Source organism: Isoptericola sp. GX10416 (assembly GCF_056590155.1).
Map to the genome: position 1 here is coordinate 146,291 of NZ_JBWPVO010000006.1, position 15,653 is coordinate 161,943.

Below are 15,653 nucleotides of genomic sequence, written 5' to 3' on the forward strand. Positions count from 1 at the left end.
GGACCCCACCGAGAGGAGGACCGCCATGTCGACGGTCTCGTCCCCGGTCCGTGGAGCGGCAGCCCGCTCCACGGCCCTCCCGGCACCGGCGCCACGACGGCGTGGGCCCGGTCGCGGCTGGAAGGTCACCCCGTGGCTCTTCCTGCTCGTGCCCCTGGGTCTGCTGGTGCTGTTCACGTACGTCCCGGTCGCCAACATGGTCTGGTACAGCTTCACGAGCTGGGACGGGATGGCGCCGGTCAAGGAGCCCGTCGGGTTGGACAACTACCAGCGGATCTTCACCGACCCGGACATGTTCAGCGTCTTCCTCGTGAGCCTGTACTACCTGGCGGGCGCGTTCCTGCAGCTCGTGCTGGCCCTGTACTTCGCGACCGTCCTCAGCTTCCGCACCCGCGTGCGGAACCTCTTCAAGGGGATCCTGTTCTTCCCCTACCTGATCAACGGCGTCGCGATCGGGCTGGTGTTCCTGTTCTTCCTGCGCCCCGGGGGCACCCTGGATGCGGTGCTGGCGCTCGTCGGCGTCGCCGAGCCCCCGCAGTGGCTGGGCGACCCCGACCTGGCGAACATCTCCCTGGCGTCGACCAGCGTCTGGCGCTACATGGGGCTGAACTTCGTGCTGTTCCTCGGGGCGATCCAGTCGATCCCGGCCGAGCTCTTCGAGGCTGCGGACCTGGACGGCGCCACGAGCTGGCAGAAGTTCCGCTTCATCATCGCCCCGGGGATCAAGCAGGTGATCGGCCTCATGACGATCCTGGCGATCTCCGGCTCCCTGGCGGTGTTCGAGATCCCCTGGATCATGACCGGCGGGGCCAACGGCACGACGACGTTCGTCATCCAGACCGTCCAGCAGGCTTTCGAGTTCAAGAAGTTCGGCCTCGCGTCGGCGATGGCCGTGGTCCTGCTGCTCATCGTGCTGCTCATCACCTGGGTCCAGCGCCGGATCCTCCCGGACGAGAAGGTGGACCTGACATGAGCGCGACGACGCTGCCCGGCCGGACCGGACCCGTCGAGCGGACGGTGCTGCGCGCCCGGCACGGCCTGCGTGCCATGCACCCGCTGCTCGGCCCCGTGGCCACCACCGCGAAGTACGCCAGCCTCGTGGTGGCCTGCGCCGCCGCGATCATCCCGCTGGTGACGGTGTTCATGGCGGCCTTCAAGTCGAAGGAGGAGTTCGCGACCTCCGACCCCCTGGCACCCCCGCAGAGCTGGACCAACCTCGACAACTTCGCCACCGCCTTCGTCGACGGTGGCATGGTGCAGGGGTTCCTCAACACCTCGATCATCCTGGTCGTGGCGCTCGTCGGCACCATCATCATCGGCACGATGACGGCCTACGCCGTCGACCGCTTCGACTTCCGTGGCCGGCGCCTCGTCATGGGGGCGTTCCTGCTCGCGACGCTCGTGCCGGCGGTGACCACACAGGTCGCCACGTTCCAGGTGGTCAACGGGCTCGGGCTGTTCAACACCCGCTGGGCCGCGATCGTCCTGTTCACGGGGACCGACATCATCTCGATCTACATCTTCCTGCAGTTCATGCGGGGCATCTCCCGGTCGCTGGACGAGGCCGCGATGCTCGACGGCGCGAACCGCCTGACCATCTACGCACGGATCATCTTCCCGCTGCTGCGCCCCGCGATCGCGACGGTCGTCATCGTCAAGGGCATCGCGATCTACAACGAGTACTACATCCCGTTCCTCTACATGCCCTCGCGCGACCTCGGCGTGGTCTCGACGTCACTGTTCCGGTTCATGGGCCCGTTCGGCGCCCAGTGGGAGGTCATCTCCGCCGGTGCGGTGCTCGTCATCGTCCCGACCCTCGTCGCGTTCCTCCTGCTGCAGCGGCAGATCTACAGCGGACTGACCTCCGGAGCCACCAAGTGACCCATCCTTCCTCCCGTCGCACCGCCCCGCTCCACACCGGGTGGACCGCCCGGAGCGCGAGCGCCGGCGTCCCCGAGCCCCTGGCCGGACGCCTCGCCGGCCAGGGCGTCGCGGCCACCGTGCCGGGCTGCATCCACACCGACCTGATGGCCGCCGGGCTGATCCCCGACCCGTACCTCGACGACCACGAACGGCTGCTCGGCTGGATCGGCCGGTGCGACTGGGAGTACACGACGACGTTCACCCACGGGGCCGGTACCGGCGACGAGCATCACGAGCTGGCCTTCGACGGACTGGACACCGTCGCCACCGTGCTGCTCAACGGCACCGAGGTCGCCCGGACCGCCAACCAGCACCGCTCCTACCGGCTCGACGTCACCGAGCTGCTGGCCGACGGTGACAACGAGCTCGTCGTCCGCTTCGCCGCTCCCGTGCCGTACGCCGACGCCCAGAGCCTCGCGCTGGGGCAGCGGCCGCAGGTCAACCACCATCCCTTCAACGCGATGCGCAAGATGGCGGCCAACTTCGGGTGGGACTGGGGGATCGACGCCGCCACCGTCGGGATCTGGCGCCCCGTGCGCCTCGAGACCTGGCGCACCGCCCGGCTCGGCACCGTCCGCGTGCTCGCGACCGCATCCGTCGGGCGGGACGAGGCGGCTCAGGGGACGCGCGACCAGGCAGGGCCCGCGGAGGGCGCTCGCGGGCACCTCGAGGTCCGCGCCGACGTCGTGACGGCACCGGGTGCGCCGTCCGGCACCGTGTCGGTCCGCCTCGCCGGCGGCCGGGGCGAGCCGACGGCTAGCGCGACCGTCCCCGCCGACGGCGGCCCCGCCGTCGTCCGCCTCGAGGTGGACGACGTCGACCTGTGGTGGCCGCGCGGCCACGGCGCCCAGCCGTTGTACGATGTCGAGGTCACCCTCGCCGCCGACGGCGCGCTCCTGGACACCTGGCGCACGCGCACCGGGTTCCGCTCGGTCCGGCTGGACCAGACCCCGGACGACGACGGCACCTCCTTCACGCTGGTGGTCAACGACAGACCGGTGTGGGTCAAGGGCGCCAACTGGATCCCGGACGACGCGTTCGTGCACCGCGTGGACCGTGCACGCTACGGGCGCCGGCTCGACCACGCCGAGCAGGCGGGCGTCAACCTGCTGCGCGTGTGGGGCGGCGGGATCTACGAGGCCGACGACTTCTACGAGCTGTGCGACGAGCGCGGCATCCTCACCTGGCAGGACTTCGCCTTCGCCTGCGCCGCCTACAGCGAGGACGAGCCGTTGCGCTCCGAGGTGGAGGCGGAAGCCCGCGAGAACGTCGCGCGGCTGACCCCGCACCCGTCGCTGGTGCTGTGGAACGGCTCCAACGAGAACGTGTGGGGCGTGCGGGAGTGGGGCTGGGAGCCGCTCCTGGCCGGCAGGTCGTGGGGCTGGGGCTACTACACCGAGCTGCTGCCCACCGTGGTGTCCGAGGAGGACGGCACCCGCCCGTACACGCCGTCGTCACCCTGGTCGGACGACCCGGCCGTCCCCCCGAACGACCCCGACCACGGCTCCATGCACTCCTGGGAGGTGTGGAACCGCCTCGACTGGACCCGCTACCGCGACGACGTCCCACGGTTCATGGCGGAGTTCGGCTGGCAGGGACCGCCCACGTGGGCCACGCTCACCCGTGCGATCAGCGACGACCCGCTGACCCCCGAGTCGCCCGGCATGCAGGTCCACCAGAAGGCGATCGAGGGCCACAAGAAGCTGAGCCTGGGGCTCGTGCGCCACCTGGCGATACCGGACGACATGGACGACTGGCACTGGGCCATGTCGTGGAACCAGGCCACGGCGGTGCAGGTCGCCGTGGAGCACCTGCGCTCCTGGTCGCCGCGCTGCACGGGCTCCGTCGTGTGGCAGCTCAACGACTGCTGGCCGGTGACGTCCTGGTCGGCGGTGGACGGCGACGAACGTCCCAAGCCTCTGCTGTACGCGCTGCGGCACGCCCACGCGGACCGCCTGGTCACCGTGCAGCCGCGACGCACGCACGGGCGCGACGGGCTCGCCGCCGTGCTCGTCAACGACAGCGACGAACGCTGGTCGGGTGACGTCGTCGTGCAACGCCTGGGTGACGACGGCACCGAGCTCGCGAAGGCCCACGAACGGGTGGACGTCGCGCCGCGCACCACCTTCACGCTGCCGCTGCCCGACGACGTCGCCACCGCGGGTGAGGCAGCCGGCGAGCTGGTGCGCGCCCACCTGGGCGACGCGCGCGGGCTGTGGTTCTTCGCCGAACCCCGTGACTCGGCGCTCGCGGCGCCGGTGCTGGAGACCACGCTCGAACCCTGCCCCGGCGGGTACCGGGTCCGGGTCCGGGCGCAGAACCTGGTGCGCGACCTGACGCTGCTCGCCGACAAGCTGCACCCGGACGCACGGGTGGACGACCAGCTCGTCACGCTCCTGCCCGGCGAGGAGGCCACGCTGCACGTCGCGGTGCCCGACGGCGTCACGCTCGACGCGGAGGCCGTGTCGGCGCCCCGAGTGCTGCGCTCGCTCAACCAGCTCGTGGAGGCGGGCCGATGAGCGGGCAGGTGCCGGTGGTCCCGCTGCCCGGCGGGCCGGTGCTCGGGATGACGTGGGGCTGGACCGGGGTGCGCGGCACGTGGGGCACGGAGGCGGCCGAGCGGTCGATGGACGCGATGGTGGACTCGTTGGCCACCACCTGGACGGCGGTGACGTACGCCGCCGAGCAGGCCACCGCGCAGTCCACCGAGATCCCGTTCCGGGACGCCCCGACGCTCACCGACGACGAGGTCCGCTGGGCCGTGCGGGCCGCCAAGGCGCGCGGCCAGCGGGTGTGCCTCAAGCCGGTGGTCAACGTGGCCGACGGCACGTGGCGCGCCCACATCGGGTTCCTCGAGCCGGACGTGCCGAACGAGCCCACCTGGTCGCAGTGGTTCGCCGCGTACACCCGGTTCGTGGTGCACCATGCGCGGATCGCGGCCACCGAGGGCGTGGACATGTTCTGCGTGGGCTGCGAGATGGTTCGCGCGGACGCTCACGCGGACTACTGGCGCGCCGTCGTCGCCGCCGTGCGGGAGGTCTACGACGGGCTGATCACCTACAACTGCGACAAGTACCAGGAGGACCGCCTCACCTGGTGGGACGCCGTCGACGTGATGAGCGCGTCCGGCTACTACCCGCTCGGGGAGTGGGAGGCCCAGCTCGACCGCATCGAGAAGGTGGTCGCCCGGGAGGGCAAGCCGTTCTTCTTCATGGAGACCGGCTGCCCCAGCAGGACCGGGTCCGCGGCCCTGCCCAACGACTGGACGCTCGAGGGGCCCCCCGACGGCGACGAGCAGGCACGCTGGTACGCGGACATGCTCACCGCGAGTGGCGCCCGGCCGTGGGTGCAGGGCTGGGTGCTGTGGGACTGGCCCGCCGAGCTGTACGCGCCGCAGGACGCCGCGACGAACGACGACTACTGCCCCTACGGCAAGCCGGCCGCCGACGTGATCGCCGCGACGTACCGCCGGCTCGGCGAGGGAGCATCGAGCGCATGAGGAGCCTGCACCACCTGCGCGCCGGTGGGGTCAGCCTCGTGCTCGCCGTCACCGGCGACCGCCTGCCCACGGTGGTCCACTGGGGCGCCGACCTCGGCGCGACCACCGACGAGCTGCACGCGCTCGCGCTCGGCGTCGCGCCCCAGCCGTTCGGATATCCCGTCGACGGACCGATGCCCGTGTCGGTGCTGCCCGAGGCCTCGACCGGCTGGCCCGGGGTACGCGGTGTCGCCGGCCACCGGGCCGGTGCGGCGCCGTCCACCCGGTTCGTCGTCACGGACGTCGCCCGGACCGAGCGCCCCGCGCCCTGGTCGGCGGCCCTGACCCTCGACGCGACCGACACCGACGCCGGGCTCGACCTGCGCCTGGAGATCGAGCAGGCGCGCACCGGCCTGCTCCGGTTGCGGGCGACGCTCACCTCCCGCACGGACGGCGTGTACGACCTGGTCGGCGTCCTGCCCGCGCTGCCCGTGCCGGACCGCGCACGCGAGCTGCTCGACTTCACCGGCCACCAGCTGCGCGAGCGCAGCCCTCAGCGGCAGCCGTTCACGCACGGCACGCACGAGCGCAACGGCCACCGCGGGCGGCCCGGGTTCGACAGCGGGTTCCTGCTCTGCGCCGGCGAACCCGGGTTCGGCGCCCGCGCGGGCGAGGTCTGGGCCGTGCACCCCGGGTGGTCGGGCAACCAGCGGATGCTTGCCGAGCGCAGCTACCACGGCGTGTCGCTGCTGGGTGCCGGGGAGCTCCTGGAGCCGGGGGAGGTCCGGCTCGGCCCCGGTGAGCGGTACACCTCGCCCTGGACCTACGCCACCTACGGCGTCGGCCTCGACGACGCGAGCGCGCGGGTGCACGACTGGTTGCGCTCACGCCCTGAGCACCCCCGCCGCCCGCGACCCGTCGTCGTCAACACGTGGGAGGCGGTCACGTTCGACCACTCCCTCGCGCGGCTCACGGCGCTCGCGGACGCGGCCGCCGAGGTGGGCGCGGAACGGTTCGTGCTCGACGACGGCTGGTTCGGCGCGCGGCGGGACGACACCGCGGGGCTCGGGGACTGGGTGGTCTCGCGCGAGGTCTACCCCGACGGGCTGCAGCCGTTGGTGGACCACGTGCGCGGGCTCGGCATGGACGTCGGCCTGTGGGTGGAGCCGGAGATGGTCAACCCGGACTCCGACCTCGCGCGCGCCCACCCCGAGTGGATCCTCACCGCCCCCGGCGGACGTCGGGCAGCGCCGGGCCGCCACCAGCAGGTGCTCGACCTGAGCGCCCCCGGCGCCTACGCCCACGTGCTCGGCCAGCTCGACGCGCTGCTCGACGAGCACCCGATCGCGTACCTCAAGTGGGACCACAACCGGGAGGTCGGTGAGGCGGGCCTGCCGCCGTCGGGCCGCGGCGCCGTCCACGTCCAGACCCGCGCCGTCCTCCGGCTGATGGACGAGCTGCGCTCACGCCACCCGGGCCTGGAGATCGAGACCTGCGCCTCGGGCGGCGGCCGCGTCGACCTGGGGATCCTGCAGCACACCGACCGGGTCTGGACGTCGGACTCCACCGACGCCCACGAGCGGCTCGGCATCCAGCGCTGGACGTCGCTGCTCGTGCCGTACGAGCTCCTCGGTGCGCACGTCTCCGCGCCCGTCGCGCCGACCTCGGACCGGGCGCTGCCGCTCGACTTCCGGTGCGCCGTCGCCCTGTTCGGCCACTTCGGCATCGAGTGGGACGTCACCGAGGCCGACCCGGCGGAGCGCCGGCGGCTGGCCGAGTGGGTGGCGTTCTACAAGGAGCGGCGCGGCCTCCTGCACTCCGGCCGCGTGGTGCACGCCGACGTGCCCGACCCGGCGTACGACCTGCACGGCGTCGTGGCGCCCGAGCGCGACGAAGCCCTGTACGGGTGGGTGTGCACGGCGTCGTCAGAGGTGTGGCCGCCGCCGCCCGTGCGGCTCCCGGGCCTGGACCCGCGGCGCCGCTACCGGGTGACGCTCGACGGGCCGGTGCGCGACCTCGAGGGCATCGCCGCCCGCTGGGGGGCGGGACTGCCGTGGGTCGAGGCCGGCGGAGCGGAGCTGCCGGGCCGGCTGCTGGGCGAGGTGGGCCTGGCGATGCCGGTGCTCTTCGCCGACCGCGCGCTGCTGCTGCGCGTCACCGCCGCCAGGTGAAGACCCGGTCGACGGCACCGAGCGGGATGGGCAGCCACTGCGGGCGGTGGTGGGTCTCGTAGACCACCTCGTAGAGCGCCTTGTCGAGCACCAGCGCGCGCAGCACCAGCGCCGCGGTGTCGTCGTCCAGGCCGGTGCCCGACGGCGGGACGGCGGCCGTGCGGCAGCCCGCCAGGAAGGCGCGGGTCGCCTCGTCCTGCCAGGTGGCCGGGTCGGGCGCCGCGCCGACCGCGGCGGCGTAGTCGAAGGACCGCAGCATCCCCGCGACGTCGCGTAACGGCAGGTCGGGGCGCGTGCGCTCGGCGACGGGACGCTGCGGCTCGCCCTCGAAGTCGAGGATCTTCCAGGTGCCGTCGCCGAACAGCGTCTGCCCCAGGTGCAGGTCGCCGTGGATGCGCTGGGTCGGGACCGGCTCCGGCAGGGCGGTCAACCGGTCCTCGAGCGCGTCGAGCAGGGCGGCGATCTCGATCGTGTGGTCCGCCAGCGACGGTGCGTCCGCCACGGCGCGTGCGGCCCGGCCGCGCAGCCCTGCCACGAATCGCCTCGCGTCCAGGGGCGGGCCCGGCGGGAGCACGCGCGCCATCCGCCCGTGCAGCTCGGCGACCCGCCGCCCGAGGGCCGCCGCATGGTCCGCGAACGACTCGCCCCGGCTCGCGACGTCGCAGGCCAGCTCGAACCCGTCGGCGGCGTGCGGCACCAGCTCCGACATGATCGCCAGGTGCACCGGCAGCACCCGGCCGGCGTCGCCGGCGTCGACCTCGAGCGCGCCGAGGAACCGTGGCACCCCGTCCCAGCCGTCCGCCGTCAGGGCCTGGGGCACCACCACGTCGGGATGCGGGCCGTCCGCGACCGTCCGCAAGATCTTCAGCATCCCACCCGCACCTCCGGCGGACGGCACGCCGGGCAGGATCACCGAGGTGTTCGACTGCTCGCCGGCCAGCACGCGCCCCCGCTCCGTCAGGGTGACCGGGTCGCCTCCGATGCCCATCGCTCGAGCCAGGGTGAGCCAGCAGACCGGGTGCGCACCGCCGTCGTGCACCGCGACGTCCCCCGACGACGTGGTCACGGTGTCGATGTACCCCGGGCCGCGCGCCGCCGGGTCGCAGATCACCAGCGGGACCTGCACGGTGACGGCGCCACCGGGCAGCGCGGTGCCCTCGAGGCGGGTGAGCAGCAGCACGACGTCCGCCGGTGTCGCGTCGAGGGTCGCACCGTCTGGCCCGGCCGTGGTCTCGCCGTCGTCGCCAGGATCGAAGGTCACCGCGAGCCAGGCCTCCGCGCGGACCTCGCCGCGCCCCGGGTACCAGCGCCGTGTGGGTAGCCACGTGGCCAGCAGGGCCGCGACGCTCGGGTCGGGTCCCTGCGCGGCGGCCCGCACGGCGAGGTCGGTCACGGCGACCCGCTGCCGTCGTCCGCGGCGCCGTCGGGCGGGGTCGCGACCAGCCAGTAGAAGTCGCGCGACCCCCACGAGAGCCTGACGCGTCCGTCCTTGCCGACGTCAGGGAACTTCCCACCACCGAACAGGTCGGTGAGCGACCAGCCCTCGAGACCTTCCAGCGTGATCGTCGCCGACCGCGCCGTGGCGGACAGGTTCGCCGCGACGACCAGCGTCTCGCCCTCCGTGCGTGTGAAGGCCAGGACCGCCTCGTCGTCGGCCGCGCACGCCGTGAAGGTCCCCGTGCCGAAGGCCGGGTGAAGACGCCGCACGGCCAGCATGCCGTGCACCCAGTGCAGCAGCGACGAGGGCTGGGCGAGCTGAGCCTCGACGTTCGCGTACTCGTAGTGGTGCACCAGCGACTGGATCAGCGGCAGGTACAGCTTGCCGGGGTCCGACGTGGAGAACCCCGCGTTGCGGTCCGGGGTCCACTGCATCGGGGTGCGGACGGCGTCGCGGTCCGGGAGCCAGATGTTGTCGCCCATGCCGATCTCGTCGCCGTAGTACAGGCACGGACTGCCCGGCAGCGACAGCAGCAGGGCATGGACGAGCTCGATCTCCTTGCGCGAGTTGTCCAGCAGCGGGGCGAGCCGACGGCGGATGCCCACGTTCGCGCGCATGCGCGGGTCGTGCGCGTACCAGCCGTACATGGCGGCGCGCTCCTCGGTCGAGACCATCTCCAGGGTGAGCTCGTCGTGGTTGCGCAGGAACGTGCTCCACTGCCCGCCCGGGGCGGGGATGTCCGGCGTGTCGGCCATGATGTCCAGGAGCTGGTTGGCGCGCTGGTCCTTGATCGCGTAGAAGATGCGCGGCATCACCGGGAAGTGGAAGCACATGTGGCACTCGGGCTCGTCGGCGGTGCCGAAGTACTCCACGACGTCCTGCGGCCACTGGTTGGCCTCGGCGAGCATGATCCGGCCGGGGAACTCGTCGTCGATCATCCGGCGCACCTGGCGCAGGAACTGGTGCGTGCGGGGCAGGTTCTCGCAGTTGGTGCCCTCCTCCTCGAAGAGGTACGGCACGGCGTCGAGCCGGAACCCGTCCACACCGATCCGCAACCAGAACCGGGCGACGTCGATCATCGCCTGCGTCACCTTCGGGTTCTCGAAGTTGAGGTCCGGCTGGTGGCTGAAGAACCGGTGCCAGTAGTACTGGCGGCGCACCGGGTCGAACGTCCAGTTCGAGGTCTCGGTGTCGACGAAGATGATCCGCGCGTCCGGGTAGCGCGTGTCGTCGTCCGACCACACGTAGAAGTCGCCGTACGGTCCCTCCGGGTCCGAGCGGGACGCCTGGAACCACGGGTGCTGGTCGCTCGTGTGGTTCATGACCAGGTCGATCACCACCCGGATGCCGCGCGCGTGCGCCGCCTCGATGAGGCGCTGGAAGTCCTGCAGCGTGCCGTACTGGGGAGCGATCGCCGTGAAGTCGGCGACGTCGTACCCGCCGTCGCGCTGCGGCGACGGGTAGAACGGGGGCAGCCACAGGCAGTCGACGCCGAGCCACTGCAGGTAGTCGAGCCGGTCGACGATCCCTCGCAGGTCACCCGAGCCCGCCCCCTCCGTGTCGGAGAAGGCGCGGACGATGACCTCGTAGAAGACGGCCTTGCGGTACCAGTCCGGGTCGTCGCTCAGGCCCGGCTTGGCCAGCGGTGGCGGTTCCGGCTGCTGTCGCGGAGGCAGTGCCTGCACGGGGATCTGCCGGGTGATCGGGCGGGGCACCTCGACGCCCCCGGCGCTCACGGACGCGTTCATGCCGGACCGATCCTCAGGACGTGGGCCACCCGCTGCCGGGGGTCCAGGCGGACGTACGGATGCTGCCCCCAGGGGTAGGACTCGCCGGAGAGCAGGTCGTGCGCCGTGAAGAACGGCTGGTCCTCGACACCGTCCGGCCGGGTCAGCCCCAACGACTCGAGGTCCAGGAGGACGGTGGACTCCTGGACCTGGTGGGGGTCGAGCGTCAGCACGACCAGGACGACGTCGTCCTGCGTGGCGCCGGGGCGGCCGGCAGCCGGGAGGTGCTCGGCCCGCACCCGGCGGGAGAAGGCGACGACCTGGTCGTTGGTGGTGGTGTGCACGGTCAGGTTGCGCAGCTGCTGCAGGGCCGGGTGGGCGCGGCGCAGCTCGTTGAGGCGCCCCAGCAGCATCGAGATGCCGATCTCGTCCGCCCGCTCCCAGTCGCGCGGCCGGTACTCGTACTTCTCGTTGTCGATCTGTTCGTCGGCGCCGGGCCGCGGTACGTCCTCGACGAGCTCGTAGCCGGAGTAGATGCCCCAAGTGGGGGCCCCTGTCGCCGCGAGGACGGCGCGGATCGCGAAACCCGCGACGCCGCCCTCCTGCAGGTAGGGCGGCAGGATGTCGTGGGTGGTCGGCCAGAAGCTCGGCCGCATCACCGACCCCGCCTCGCCCGAGACCTCCTCGAGGTACTCGAGGACCTCCTCCTTGGTGTTGCGCCAGGTGAAGTACGTGTACGACTGGTGGAACCCGATGCGGGCGAGGGTCTCCATCATGGCGGGCTTCGTGAACGCCTCCGACAGGAAGATGACGTCAGGGTCGGTCGCGTGGACCTCCGCGAGCAGCCACTCCCAGAAGTCCAGCGGCTTCGTGTGCGGGTTGTCCACCCGGAACAGGGTGACCCCCCGGGCGATCCACAACCGCACGACCCGCAGCACCTCGGCGTAGATGCCCGCCGGGTCGTTGTCGAAGTTCAGCGGGTAGATGTCCTGGTACTTCTTCGGCGGGTTCTCCGCGTACGCGATCGACCCGTCGGCGCGCACCGTGAACCACTCCGGGTGCTCGGTGACCCACGGGTGGTCGGGCGAGCACTGCAGCGCCAGGTCGAGCGCGACCTCCAGGCCGTTCTCCTGGGCCTGCGCGACGAACGCCTTGAACCCGCGCTCCGTCCCGAGCTCGGGATGGATCGCGTCGTGCCCGCCCTCCGGCGAGCCGATCGCGTAAGGACTGCCCGGGTCGCCGGGCTGGGCGTCCAGCGTGTTGTTGCGTCCCTTGCGGAACGTGGTGCCGATGGGGTGGACCGGGGTGAGGTAGACGACGTCGAACCCCATCGCCGCGATCGCGGGCAGCCGCTTCGCCGCCGAGACGAACGTGCCGGACCGCCAGGTGCCGTCCCGGCGCTGCGTCGCACCCTCCGACCGGGGGAACATCTCGTACCAGGAGCCGGCCAGCGCGAGCCGGCGGTGGACGCGCAGAGGATACGTGGCGCTCGGGCTCATCAGGCGCCGCAGCGGGATGCGACGCAGCGCGGCCCGGACGTCGTGGGTGGTGGCCATCGCGAGGCGGGCCTCGGCCGGGCGGGACGTGTCGGCGAGCTCCCGGGCGACGTCGGCGAGCAGCTCGGCGTCCTGCGGGGTGCGGCGCCGCTGGAGGCTCCGCGCGGTGATCTGCTCGAACAGCCGCGCTCCCTCGGCGAGCATGAGGTCGACGTCCTGCCCGGCGTCGATCTTGATCGTGGCGTCGTGCGCCCACGTCGAGTACGGGTCGGACCAGGCCTCGACCCGGAACGACCAGTCACCGGTGGCGTCGGGCTGGAGGAACCCGCGGAACCGGTCCAGACCCGGCGCGACGTCCTCCATCGGCGCCCACGAGTGGACCCTGCGGTCCGGGCCGAAGAGGACGGCGGTGGCGGCGACGGCGTCGTGGCCCTCCCGGAACACCGTCGCCTCGACGGGCACGACCTCGCCGGGCGTGGCCTTGGCGGGCCAGCGTCCCCCTTCGATCACGGGGGAGACCTCGAGCACGGGGATGCGTCCGATGGGCCGGGGCGGTGCTGGTTGGGGCGACGTCACGGCTCCACGCTATCCACCCCCGACGTCCGGTGCGCGCGCACCCGGCTGGCGAGTCCTGTCGTCGTCCGCCGCCGTCGTCGTCCGTCATTGTCCGCCGCCTCCTCGTGTCGCGAAGTAGAGCCTCCCGTACTCCATTCGAGTCCCGGGGGCGCTACTTCGCGGCAGGGACGGTTGGTTGTCCACAGGGGGTCCGCGACGACCGGGCCGGCCCTGCCACGATCGGCGCCATGGACGACGACGCAGCACCTCCGAGCACGACGACGGCGAGCATGACGATGGCGAGCACGACGGCGAGTACGCGACGGCGTGGCCCGCGACCGACCATGACGGCGCCCCCGCGGGACGGCACCGCGCAGCGCCGACCCAGCCGGCGCCGGCCCGGCGCTCCGGCGCGAACGTCGCGTCCTGGAGATGGCCGCGGCGACGGCGGAGACCCTGCAGAACGACTTCGTGTTCAGCCACGAGACGGCGGCCCTGATCCATGGCCTGAGCGTCTACCGGCTCGCCGAGGAGGTCCATGTCACGCAACGGTCGAAGCCCACGGTGCGCCGCGCGGACCCGCACCTGCACCGCCATGCGATCACGCTGCCTGGGCGGGACCGCACCGTCGTCGGCGGCCGACCGGTGACGACGGTCGAGCGCACGCTCGTCGACTGTGCCCGATGGCTGCCCGGACCACGGGCACTGGTGGTGGCCGACTCCGCCCTGCGTGCCGGTGCGGATCTCGACCTGGTCGACGTGCTGCTGCGGGAGGCGGCGGGACGGCCGGGCATCCGGCAGGGCCGGTGGGTGGTCGAGCTCGCCGATGCTCGTGCCGAGTCCGCCGCCGAGTCGCTGGTGCGATGGTTCGTGCTGCAGGCCGGTCTCGACCGGCCCGACCTGGCGGTGCCTGCGCAGACCGACCGGGGCACCTACTGGTTCGACCTGCGTGACCCGGCTGCGCTGATCGGCCGGATCCGTGCGGCCCTCGTCGTTGCGGTGGCGCGACAGCGAACCGGTCGCCGCCCCCTCTGACCGCGAAGTAGAGCCTCCGGTACCGCGGAGGTGTCCCCAGACCTCGACTCGAGAACAGGAGGCTCTACTTCGCGGTGAGGCGTTCGGGGACTGAGCGGCTCGGACGGTCAGGAGTCAGGCGTCGGCGGCCAGCGCACGCCCCGTGACGCGCCCGGTGTGCAGGCACCCGCCGAGGAACGTGCCCTCGAGCGCCCGGTGGCCGTGCACCCCGCCCCCGCCGAACCCTGCTGCCTCACCGACGGCCCACAGCCCGTCCAGCACGGTGCCGTCGGTCCGGAGCACGCGTCCGGACGGGTCGCACCACAGGCCCCCGAGGGTCTTGCGGGTCAGCACCGACAGCCGCACGGCCAGGAGCGGGCCGTCCTTCGGGGTGGTCAACGGTCGCGGCGGGGACACGCGGATCATCTTGTCGACCTTGAAGTCCCGGGCCGCACGGGTGGCGACGACCTGAGGGTCCTTGCCGAGGCCGGAGGCGACCTGCGCGTCGCGCGCGCGGACGACGGCGGCCAGTGCGACCGGGTCCACGTGCCCGGTCGAGCCCGGCGTCGCCTCGGTCAGCGCGTTCATCGCTCCGGCGAGCTCCTCCGGGGTGTCGGCCCAAAGGAACTCGGGGGACTCGCGGGCGAACCGTGCGACCGGTCCCACGGCTCCGGGCAGCACCCGCTGGGCGAGCAGCCGGACGTCCTTGCCCGTCAGGTCGGGGTTCTGCTCCGAGCCGGACAGGGCGAACTCGGCGTCCATGATCGCCTTGTTGAGCACGAACCAGGAGTGGTCGTCGCCGCGCCGGGTGACGTGCTGCAGCGCGCCGAGGGCGTCGAAGCCGGGGAACAGGGGCGCGGGCAGGCGCCGTCCGTCGGCGTCCAGCCACAGGGAGGACGGCCCGGGCAGGATGCGGATCCCGTGGTTCGTCCAGACGGGGGAGTGGTTCGCGATGCCCTCGGGGTAGTGCCACATGCGGTCCTCGTGCACGAGGGCGGCACCGGAGTCGGCGGCGTGGCCCAGCATGAGGCCGTCGGTGGAGTCGGGGACGCCGGAGAGCATGCGGTCCGGCAGCGTGCCGGCCTCGTGGTCCCACCGGGACCGGGCGAGGTCGTGGTTCGCCCCGATCCCGCCCGAGGCGACGACGACGGCGCCGGCCGAGATCTCCTCGATGCCCACCACCTCGCGGGAGGAGGGAGCGCCGCGCAGGGCGTCGTCGTCGGACAGGATCTCGGTGCGGACGCCGGTGACCCGACCGTCCGTCACGACGAGCTCGACGGCCCGACGGCGGAAGCGCAGGTCGAGCAGGCCGGCGGACCGGGCGTCCAGCGCGGCCCGGACGAAGGGCTCGATGATGGCGGGGCCGGTGCCCCACGTGACGTGGAAGCGCGGCACGGTGTTCCCGTGCGCGGTGCCGTGGTCCGGTCCGAACGCGTAGCCGCCCCGCTCGGCCCACTGCACCAGCGGGAACCAGCGGACGCCCTTGCCGTGCAGCCACGAGCGCAGGTCGCCGCTCGCGGTCTCCACGAAGTGTCGCGCCCAGGCGTACCCGTGGCGGTCGGGCCCCTCCCCGCGCTCGGCACCAGGCGCGAACTGGGCCGAGCCGAGCCAGTCCGACCAGGCGAGCTCGGCGCTGTCGTGGACCCCGAGGCGGCGCTGCTCGGGGGAGTCGACGAGGAACAGCCCGCCGAACGACCACCATGCTTGCCCGCCGAGCGAGGCTTCAGGTTCCTGGTCGAGCAGGACCACCTTGCGTCCGGCAGCGGTGAGCTCGGTGGCGGTGACGAGGCCTGACAGACCGGCCCCGATCACGATGACGTCGGCGTCCATGCTCGCAGTCTGCCAGAGCCA

10 protein-coding genes are annotated in these 15,653 nt (G+C 72.7%); 6 read left to right on the forward strand and 4 right to left on the reverse strand.

The features are described 5' to 3' along the window. Positions 1-25: 25 nt before the first annotated feature. The 5 genes from ACWAT2_RS11090 to ACWAT2_RS11110 are packed head-to-tail and all read left to right on the forward strand — an operon-like array spanning position 26 to position 7,572. Complete coding sequence (locus ACWAT2_RS11090) at positions 26-973, forward strand: carbohydrate ABC transporter permease (protein ID WP_402375680.1); 948 nt, start codon at positions 26-28, stop codon at positions 971-973. Then, positions 970-1,881, forward strand: coding sequence for a carbohydrate ABC transporter permease (locus ACWAT2_RS11095; protein WP_402375678.1), 912 nt, complete (start codon positions 970-972; stop codon positions 1,879-1,881). Before ACWAT2_RS11090 ends, ACWAT2_RS11095 begins: the two co-directional genes overlap by 4 nt. Next, positions 1,878-4,442: a glycoside hydrolase family 2 protein gene (locus tag ACWAT2_RS11100; RefSeq protein ID WP_402375676.1), complete on the forward strand. Its 2,565-nt coding sequence runs from the start codon at positions 1,878-1,880 to the stop codon at positions 4,440-4,442. The genes ACWAT2_RS11095 and ACWAT2_RS11100 overlap by 4 nt, the downstream gene beginning before the upstream one ends. Next, complete coding sequence (locus ACWAT2_RS11105; protein WP_402375675.1) at positions 4,439-5,422, forward strand: glycoside hydrolase family 113; 984 nt, start codon at positions 4,439-4,441, stop codon at positions 5,420-5,422. The genes ACWAT2_RS11100 and ACWAT2_RS11105 overlap by 4 nt, the downstream gene beginning before the upstream one ends. After that, positions 5,419-7,572 carry an alpha-galactosidase gene (locus ACWAT2_RS11110; protein WP_402375673.1) on the forward strand — a complete coding sequence of 718 codons (2,154 nt, stop codon included), beginning with the start codon at positions 5,419-5,421 and terminating at the stop codon, positions 7,570-7,572. Before ACWAT2_RS11105 ends, ACWAT2_RS11110 begins: the two co-directional genes overlap by 4 nt. Here ACWAT2_RS11110 and ACWAT2_RS11115 read toward each other — a convergent pair. From ACWAT2_RS11115 to ACWAT2_RS11125, 3 genes are read right to left on the reverse strand one after another with little or no spacing between them, the layout of a single operon-like run. Continuing rightward, entirely contained in the window at positions 7,556-8,965 is a 1,410-nt protein-coding gene (locus ACWAT2_RS11115) for a phosphotransferase (protein ID WP_402375671.1), read from the reverse strand. The two genes, ACWAT2_RS11110 and ACWAT2_RS11115, sit on opposite strands and share 17 nt — an antisense overlap. Continuing rightward, positions 8,962-10,758, reverse strand: coding sequence for a maltose alpha-D-glucosyltransferase (gene treS, locus ACWAT2_RS11120; protein WP_402375669.1), 1,797 nt, complete (start codon positions 10,756-10,758; stop codon positions 8,962-8,964). Before treS ends, ACWAT2_RS11115 begins: the two co-directional genes overlap by 4 nt. After that, positions 10,755-12,809, reverse strand: a complete 2,055-nt coding sequence (locus tag ACWAT2_RS11125; protein ID WP_402375668.1) for an alpha-1,4-glucan--maltose-1-phosphate maltosyltransferase — start codon at positions 12,807-12,809, stop codon at positions 10,755-10,757. Before ACWAT2_RS11125 ends, treS begins: the two co-directional genes overlap by 4 nt. A 411-nt stretch (positions 12,810-13,220) precedes the next feature. On the opposite strand from ACWAT2_RS11125, the gene ACWAT2_RS11130 reads away from it, so the two are divergent. Further along, positions 13,221-13,823, forward strand: coding sequence for a hypothetical protein (locus ACWAT2_RS11130; RefSeq protein WP_402375666.1), 603 nt, complete (start codon positions 13,221-13,223; stop codon positions 13,821-13,823). Between the two features lie 114 nt (positions 13,824-13,937). Here ACWAT2_RS11130 and ACWAT2_RS11135 read toward each other — a convergent pair whose 3' ends face one another. Beyond that, positions 13,938-15,632 carry an FAD-binding dehydrogenase gene (locus ACWAT2_RS11135; RefSeq protein ID WP_402375664.1) on the reverse strand — a complete coding sequence of 565 codons (1,695 nt, stop codon included), beginning with the start codon at positions 15,630-15,632 and terminating at the stop codon, positions 13,938-13,940. Between the last annotated feature and the right edge of the window lie 21 nt (positions 15,633-15,653).

Bases quoted from the DNA above. Each gene is read 5' to 3' on its own strand.
- ACWAT2_RS11090 (WP_402375680.1), top strand. From the start codon at position 26: ATGTCGACGGTCTCGTCCCCGGTCCGTGGAGCGGCAGCCCGCTCCACG.
- ACWAT2_RS11095 (WP_402375678.1), top strand. From the start codon at position 970: ATGAGCGCGACGACGCTGCCCGGCCGGACCGGACCCGTCGAGCGGACG.
- ACWAT2_RS11105 (WP_402375675.1), top strand. From the start codon at position 4,439: ATGAGCGGGCAGGTGCCGGTGGTCCCGCTGCCCGGCGGGCCGGTGCTC.
- ACWAT2_RS11110 (WP_402375673.1), top strand. From the start codon at position 5,419: ATGAGGAGCCTGCACCACCTGCGCGCCGGTGGGGTCAGCCTCGTGCTC.
- treS (WP_402375669.1), bottom strand. From the start codon at position 10,758: ATGAACGCGTCCGTGAGCGCCGGGGGCGTCGAGGTGCCCCGCCCGATC.
- ACWAT2_RS11130 (WP_402375666.1), top strand. From the start codon at position 13,221: ATGGCCGCGGCGACGGCGGAGACCCTGCAGAACGACTTCGTGTTCAGC.
- ACWAT2_RS11135 (WP_402375664.1), bottom strand. From the start codon at position 15,632: ATGGACGCCGACGTCATCGTGATCGGGGCCGGTCTGTCAGGCCTCGTC.